This window comes from Streptomyces sp. BE20, from assembly GCF_036322525.1.
Lineage (GTDB): Bacteria > Actinomycetota > Actinomycetes > Streptomycetales > Streptomycetaceae > Kitasatospora.
In genome coordinates this window covers 23,701-30,916 of the sequence record NZ_JAQYWW010000371.1, presented here as the reverse complement: position 1 = coordinate 30,916, position 7,216 = coordinate 23,701, and the positions used below count along the sequence as shown (strand labels likewise).

7 protein-coding genes are annotated in these 7,216 nt (G+C 68.8%); 2 read left to right on the top strand and 5 right to left on the bottom strand.

Annotated elements, in window-relative coordinates; genetic code table 11:
* Positions 1 to 198 precede the first annotated feature (198 nt).
* Positions 199 to 690 carry a universal stress protein gene (locus PUR61_RS02935; protein ID WP_329875288.1) on the top strand — a complete coding sequence of 164 codons (492 nt, stop codon included), beginning with the start codon at positions 199 to 201 and terminating at the stop codon, positions 688 to 690.
* Between the two features lie 379 nt (positions 691 to 1,069).
* Positions 1,070 to 3,040: an RICIN domain-containing protein gene (locus tag PUR61_RS02930; protein WP_329875286.1), complete on the top strand. Its 1,971-nt coding sequence runs from the start codon at positions 1,070 to 1,072 to the stop codon at positions 3,038 to 3,040.
* A gap of 261 nt (positions 3,041 to 3,301) precedes the next feature.
* Here the strand turns inward: PUR61_RS02930 and PUR61_RS02925 are convergent, their stop codons facing one another.
* The 5 genes from PUR61_RS02925 to PUR61_RS02905 form a co-directional block, all read right to left on the bottom strand.
* Positions 3,302 to 3,727, bottom strand: a complete 426-nt coding sequence (locus PUR61_RS02925; RefSeq protein WP_329875284.1) for a peptidase inhibitor family I36 protein — start codon at positions 3,725 to 3,727, stop codon at positions 3,302 to 3,304.
* Positions 3,728 to 3,759: 32 nt separating this feature from the next.
* Positions 3,760 to 4,179 carry a peptidase inhibitor family I36 protein gene (locus PUR61_RS02920; RefSeq protein WP_329875282.1) on the bottom strand — a complete coding sequence of 140 codons (420 nt, stop codon included), beginning with the start codon at positions 4,177 to 4,179 and terminating at the stop codon, positions 3,760 to 3,762.
* A gap of 132 nt (positions 4,180 to 4,311) precedes the next feature.
* Entirely contained in the window at positions 4,312 to 4,758 is a 447-nt protein-coding gene (locus tag PUR61_RS02915; protein WP_329875280.1) for a peptidase inhibitor family I36 protein, read from the bottom strand.
* A 255-nt stretch (positions 4,759 to 5,013) separates the two neighbouring features.
* Positions 5,014 to 5,736, bottom strand: a complete 723-nt coding sequence (locus PUR61_RS02910; RefSeq protein WP_329875278.1) for an LURP-one-related/scramblase family protein — start codon at positions 5,734 to 5,736, stop codon at positions 5,014 to 5,016.
* Between the two features lie 243 nt (positions 5,737 to 5,979).
* Entirely contained in the window at positions 5,980 to 7,131 is a 1,152-nt protein-coding gene (locus PUR61_RS02905; RefSeq protein WP_329875276.1) for a glycosyltransferase, read from the bottom strand.
* Positions 7,132 to 7,216 lie beyond the last annotated feature (85 nt).

Genomic DNA, 7,216 nt, shown 5'->3' with positions numbered 1-7,216 from the left:
GCATCAGCGTCCTGTTCGCCATGCTCCGCGACGGCACCCTCTACGAATCCCGAACCCCAGCCGCCACCCCCGCCGCATGACCACCCCCAACAGCACCAAAACCGGCACCACATCCTTGACGAAGGACATAGAGGCACCCCCACCCTCGCGGCGGGTTTCACTGGAGGCAACGGAACACCGGGAAGGAGTTGAACGGCCATGACCGGCACCACGCGGGTGATCGTCGGACTCAATGGATCGTTGAGCAGCCTCGCCGCCCTGTACCGCGCCGTCGACGAGGCCGCCCGGCGCACGGCGACGCTCGTCCCGCTGACGGCCTGGGAGCCGACGGACCGCGACAGCCTGCGGCCCCTCTCCGAACTGGAGCATGCCGCCCGCAGGCGCCTGGACACCACCTTCGACCAGGCCTACGGCGGCTACCCCGGCGGCCTCGTCCACCACCCCCTGGTCATCCGCGGCCCGGCCGGACCGGCCCTGGTCGCCGCCGCCGGCCCGGACGACCTCATCGTGGTCGGAGCCGGCGGACACAGCCGCCTCGACCACCTGCTGCACGGCTCCGTCACCCGCCACTGCCGCACCCACGCACCCTGCCCCGTGATCACCGTGTCCCCCTCCGAGCTGCTGGAGAAGCTGGAGCTCACCGCCCGCCACGGCGCCCCCGTCCCCCTCGCCGCCGGAGGCTCCCGATAGGGGATTCCTCCCGGTTCGAACGACCGCTCACGAGTCCGGCCCGTGAACGGTCACGAGATCCCGTCCGGTCCTGGTGATCGGGCGGGATCTCTGCGTAGCGGGGGCTTGTTCGAATCGCTCACCCGTCGTCGGCTCAGCTGCCGGGGACATGACATCCAGGAAGCTCCCGGACAGGCAGCCAACTGTCCAACAATCCCCGAGTACCGGTATTGCGACTGGACCTCAATTCCCCGGACCGGGCGGTGCACGAAAGGGCAGACCTCTAGACCCTGCCGTATGGATTCCGCAAGGAATCGCGGGACGGCGATTTCCGAGGTCTACGATCCGTCTTTGTCGAGAAGAAATACTCTTCCGAACCGAGAAGAAAGACGATCCTGACGTGGAAATCCTGTCCCGCCTGAAACGCACCGTCGCCTGCGGGGTCGCCGCCGTCGCGGTGGTCTCCGGCCTGACCGTCCAGGCCGAGGCCGCGCCGGCCGCCCCCGTGGACAAGACCTGCGGAACCCCGGCCGTTCCGGGCGGCGGCAACTGCATGACCTCGCTGATCACCTCCGCCTTCGACACGATCAAGCTCATGCGCAGCGCCGCCAACGCCAACAAGCTGGACAACGCGGAGTTCACCCAGAACACCGCGACCAAGTTGAGCCAGAAGTTTCCGGGTTTCAACGTCATGGTGTTCAAGACCGTGGGCACCGACCTCTACGACACCGAGTGGTTCACGAACGAGCACAAGGCCGACATGAAGGGGGTGCTGCTCGACACGACCTACAAACTCAACCATTTCCTGGACAAGGACAAAAAGGAACCCTCCGGTTATGACAAGTTCCGGATCTGGGTCTTCCAGGGGGATTCGACCTTCCGCAACCGGGGCGACGGCGGCTACATGAACTGGGCGTTCGTCGGCAACGACGGCGACAGCGTCAAGAAGGAGCCGTGGACCTGCCGGATGGGCACCGCGCGGCCCTACAAGTGCGACGGTGACGTGCGCACCATCCACTTCCCCGCACGGTCCGGCTACGGCGCCAGGACCGGAAGCCTGACCCCCGACTCCAGCGCCCCCGGCTACCACGCCTGCCTGGACGTCAGCGGCAACGGCACCGCGAACGGCACCCCCGTGCAGATGTGGGAGTGCAACGGCGGGGACGCCCAGAGGTGGACGTACAACGGCTACAAGCTCCGGGCCGCCAACGGCAAGTGCCTGGACCTCGCGGACAACAGGGCCGCCAACGGGAACAAGCTCCAGGTCTGGGACTGCCTGGAGATCCCGGGCCAGCGCTGGCACATGTCACCCAGCGGCGGCCTGCGCCACCTCACGGACCTGGACGACCGGTCCAAGGACGTCTGCATCGACGACTTCAGCGGCCGCACCGCGAACGGCAGTACCGTGGCGGCCTGGGCCTGCGGCTCCGAGGACAACCGCGACGCACCCAACCAGAACTGGGCCTGGGGCGGCACCCCGCCGACCACCGGCCCCACCACGCCCGGCAACAACGGCGCCGACGTGTACCTGAAGCTCGACAACGGGCTCGGCGCCGTCCCGGTCGGCGGCTCCGCCGGCGCGTCCGTCGTCCCCGGAATCCGGGGCGGCAACGAATCCAAGTGGAAGCTCACCCCGCTGGGCGGCGGCCGCTACCGGATCACCAGCTCCTACGGACTGGAACTCACCGAGAGCGGCGGCTACATGGCCGAACTCCAGCCCTGGAGCAACTCCTCCAAGCAGAAGTGGGAACTCGTCGGCGTCGGCAACGGCAGGTACCAGATCCGGATCTCCGACGACGACTGCCTCGCCCACGACTCCGACTTCAAGCAGCTCGGCGTGTGGACGTGCAAGCGCGGCTGGCAGCAGGAGTGGGTACTGGAGTCCACCTCCGGCGGCGTGATCACGCCGACCGACCCCACCACGCCGACCGACCCGAAGGACCCGAAGCCCCCGACGGGCGGCGGCGGTTCCGGCGTCCCGACCGAGCGGCCCCTGTTCCTGAAGCTCGCCAACGGGCTGGGCGCGACGGCGCCCAACGAGACCGCGAGCTGGGGTGCGCCGATCCTGGGCGGGATCCTGGGGTACAAGGGGTCCACCTGGACGATCAAACCACTGGGCGAGGACCGCTACCGGATCGTCAACGACCTCGGGTTCAACCTCACCGAGAACCCGGACACCTACGTCGCCGAACAGCAGGCGTGGGGCAACACCCCCAACCAGAAGTGGGAGTTCGTCAGCCTCGGCGACGGCAAGTACCGGATCCGGATCGACGACGACAACTGCCTCACCCACGACTCCGACCACAAGCAGCTCGGGGTGTGGACCTGCGAGGGCGGCTGGAAGCAGGAGTGGTCCTTCCAACTCCTCTGACCGGCGGTCCCTGACCGCACCCGCCCGCGCACGAGGCCGAGGCCGTCCGCCCCTCCCGCCGGACGGCCCGGACCTCCCTCCTCAACGAGGCGGGAGTGATCGCCGGGCACGCCAGCCTGGTCGACGTGCCCGGCGCGCCGGCGATTCCGCGCGCGACGGTCTGGAAGCGCTGACGGCCGCGACCCGCGGTCACCCCGGCCCGGCAGGGGCGTGACCCGCGAGCGCGACCGCCCCGTTGCGGACTGCGGGATCAACGACACGTCAGCAGTACTTGAAGGAACTGATCCTGTCGTTGATCCACGACGGCACGGAGGGCCAGTGCTCCCGGGGGCCGATCCTGAACTCCAGCCCTCCGTACCCGTTGTGCTCGTAGAAGCAGATACTGCTCCCCGTGTTGTTCAGCACCGACGACGCGGTGTCCTGCATCCCCGTCCACAGGGCTCCGTCCCGCTTCAGCTTCCCCATGTCCGCGACGTTCTGGTCCGACGCGATCGACCCGAACTTGGAGCCGCTGGTGGCGCCGACATAGTCGTTCTCGGACCACAGGCAGACGTGATTGCCGGGGCACGCTCCGGCGCCCTGCCCGATGCCGAGGATCGTGGTGGCGCTCGCGGACGGCGCCGCCGTCATGATCAGTCCGATGACGGCGGCGGCACACAGTCCGAGCCTGACCGAATTCTTGGGCAATTTCCTTACCGTCCGTTCAGGTCCGGGAAGCGTCAGCAGTACTTGAAGGAGCTGATCCTGTCGTTGATCCACGACGGGACGGAGGGCCAGTGCTCCCCGGGGCCGATCTTGAACTCCAGGCCGGAGTACCCGTTGTTCTCGTAGAAGCAGATGCTGCTCCCCGTGTTGTTCAGCACCGACGACGTGACGTCCTGCATGCCCTTGTCCCCGGTGGAGCTCCGGGCGAGCTTTCCCATGTCACTGACGTTCTGGTTCGACGCGAAGGACCCGAACTTGTGGTCATAGACGAACTTCCCCTGAATGAAGTTGCCTTCCGACCACAGACAGACGTAGCCGCTGGGGCACGAGCCGGCCCCGTGGCCGATGTCGAAGACACTGGTGGCGCTCGCGGACGTCGCCGTGGCCACGAACAGCCCGGCCGCGGCAGCAGCACACACTCCGAGCCTCGTCATCGTGCTTTTCGAGAACATGGTCCCTCTCTTCCGGATTCGGCCCGACCGTGCCGATCCTGTGCTTCGGGTGGTTGACTCAGTGGGTTGGTGGATACCGGTTCGTTCGTCGTCCACAGGGCCGACGGGGCCGGATCAGCAGAACTTGAAGGAGCTGATCCTGTCGTTGATCCACGACGGGACGGAGGCCCACTTCTCCGAGGGACCGATCCTGAACTCCAGGCCGGAGTACCCGTTGTGCTCGTAGAAGCAGATGCTGCTCCCCGTGTTGTTCACGACCGAGGAGGCGGAATCCTGCATGCCCTTCCAGCGGAAGAGCTTGCTCTCGTAGGTGAACTTCCCCATGTCCGAGACGTTCTGGTCCGAACCCACGGCCCCGTAGTCGTACCCGCTCGCCGGATTCCCCCTGACGAAGTTGTTCTCGCTCCACAGGCACACCCAGTTGGCGGGGCACTTGCCGGATCCGGTCTGAATGTCGGTGAGGACGTAGGCGTTCGCACTCGTCGTCGTGGCGGTGACCGCCCCGACCAGCGCGGCAGCGCCCACCGCCACCCGCATCACCGTTCGCCGCAGGTTCCTCATGATCTCCTCCGCCTTCTCCGTCGGCCCTGACCGGCGCGTCCGCGCCGGCTGCCAGGGGTGTCGCTCCGGCGTGTCCGCCCTCGGAGCAACTCCACTGTGCCGTCGGGGCCGCACGGGCGGCATCAGTCATTTGACTGCTCTCGAACGACTGCTCTCGAAGCCGAGGCCGACACCGACGCCACACACGGCGGTTCCACGTGCACGGCCCCGCCTCCCGGTCGGGAGGCGGGGCCGTGAACACCGTGCGGGCAACGGCTATCCGAAGCCGCGGGCGTCCTGCTTCAGCGCCGTGTCCACGGTCAGCGCGGTCGCCACGACGAGGCTGAGCAGCGGGTCGGCGAGCGGGCGGTGGATCTGGAGCACGTAGTTGTCGGCCGTGGTGAACATCGTCCTCGCCAGGCCCTCCCAGGTCTTGGTGATCCGGGCGATCTCGGTGTCCGTCCCGTCGACGATGGAGAAGTTCCAGGCCCGCCAGTTCTCCGCCTTGACGGCGCCGACCTTCTGCCCGCCGACCTCCAGCGCGAAATTGATCTTCCCGATGGCGTTCTGCTGAACGATCTGGCCGACCTCCTGGCCGTCCGGACGCTGCACGACCACCCGCGACTTGATGAACTTCGCCGGGCGGGTGAGCAGCAGCACCGGAGTGCCCTGCGCGTCGCGGATCTCCAGTTTGTGGGTCAGGTACTGGTCGAGGGAGGTGAGCAGCCGTATCGCCTTGCGCAGTCCGCTCTGGCCGACCTGGACCACCGAGCCCAGGGTGGCGCCCTGCTGGTCGAAGACCGAGTACTCGTTGGTCAGCTCGATCAGCTTGGCCTTCTGGTTCACCACCAGGACCGGCTCGGAGAAGAGGGTGCCGCCACCACCGTGGACCGGTCCGACGCCCGCCTGCTGCTGCACCTGGCGCTGGACCTTGGCGAAATCGCCGACCGGAGCGGCCGGCTGCCCGGGGATACCGGGCGTGTTCGTGTTCTGGGACATGGCGGGCAGGTTAGGCTCAATCCTCCTCCGGTAGCCAGAATCGTTTCGAACGGCCCGGGTTCGTCCGAGACCCCGAACAGGGCCTGCGGCCTGCGCGTTCGGGTGTTGCGAGCGACGGCCGGCCGGTGTTCGAAGCCGCGGGTGTGACCGATGTCACGTCCGGAGCCCGCCCGTCTGCGAACGATCCGGCCGCTCGAACCCTTCGGCGACCGCGCCACGGGTGCGCCGGTCGGGGCCCGGGAGTCAGCGGGCGGCGGCGGTGACGAGGGCTTCGATCTCGGGGACGACGGCGGCGGGCGTGGGGAGGGCGTCGTTCTCGGCGCGGAGCCGGAGCGCGCCGGCGCGGAGTTCCGGGTCCGCGACGAGGCGGGCGAGCAGGGCGGCGTCCACGTCGCCCGACGCGGAGCGCAGGCCCGCGCCGGTGGCGGCGAGGGCGTCGGCGACGGCGAAGCTGTCGGCGCCCTGCGGGAGGATGAGCTGCGGCACGCCGGCCTGCATGCCGGTGAGCGTGCTGCCGGACCCACCGTGGTGGATCACCGCGTCGCAGACCCTCAGCAACTCCGCCAGCGGGGTCCACGGCAGCGGGCGGACGTTGTCCGGAAGGGTTCCGAGGTCACTGAGGTCGGCGCCGCCGACGGCGAGCAGGAACTCCGCGTCGACCGAGGCGGCGGCCTCGATCAGGCGGGCGATCGCGTGGACGCCGTCCACCTCCGTGACCACGGTGCCCAGGGTGACCGCGACCCTCGGCCGGACGCTCCGGCGCAGCAGGCCGGCCGGAACCGCGCCGCCGCCGTTGAAGGGGAGGTAGCGCATCCGCAGCCCGCCCGAGTCGCCGCCGAGCGAGGCCGGGACGACGTTCAGCGCGGTGGACTCGGCCGGGGCGGCCACCCCGTACGCCTCGTAGACGTCGGTGAAGTGACCTGCCAGCCGCGCGGCCAGCGAGAGGCCGGAGATGACGCCGAAGTTCTGGAGCGCGGTCGGGATCCCGAGCTTGGCGCCGACCAGTTGGGCGGAGGCCAGGCAGGAGTCGTGGACCAGGAGGTCCGCGCCCCAGCCGTCGGCGGTGGCCAGCAGGTCGTCCACGGTGGAGCGCGAGGCGTGGGCGAAGGCCGCCGCGGCCCGTTCGAGGATCTCGTCCTGGGTCATCTCCGGCCGGGCGAAGCGCATGGTCTCGCCCTCGAAGGCCTCGAAGGAGTCCTTGAGGGACCGGCCGTCGCCGATCTCCACGATCGGGAAGCCGGCCCCCCGGATCGGCTCCAACGGCTTCGGGACGGCGAACAGGATCTCGTGCCCGGCGGCCCGCAGGGCCTGCGCGGTCGGCACCATCGGGAACTGGTGGGTGGGCGCGCCCGGGCCGGTGAAGAGTATGCGCACGACAGTCTCCAGGTCGTTCATCGAATGATCGCTAATTCGGAAGGGCGCGGGCGGGGCCCGCACGCGCCATCATCTGATGAACCGTCATCGCTGCTCCCGGTACGAT

What these genes read in the sequence shown, in the direction of transcription:
- PUR61_RS02935 (WP_329875288.1), top strand. Translation starts at nt 199, where the DNA reads ATGACCGGCACCACGCGGGTGATCGTCGGACTCAATGGATCGTTGAGC.
- PUR61_RS02905 (WP_329875276.1), bottom strand. Translation starts at nt 7,131, where the DNA reads ATGAACGACCTGGAGACTGTCGTGCGCATACTCTTCACCGGCCCGGGC.
- PUR61_RS02910 (WP_329875278.1), bottom strand. Translation starts at nt 5,736, where the DNA reads ATGTCCCAGAACACGAACACGCCCGGTATCCCCGGGCAGCCGGCCGCT.
- PUR61_RS02920 (WP_329875282.1), bottom strand. Translation starts at nt 4,179, where the DNA reads ATGACGAGGCTCGGAGTGTGTGCTGCTGCCGCGGCCGGGCTGTTCGTG.
- PUR61_RS02915 (WP_329875280.1), bottom strand. Translation starts at nt 4,758, where the DNA reads ATGAGGAACCTGCGGCGAACGGTGATGCGGGTGGCGGTGGGCGCTGCC.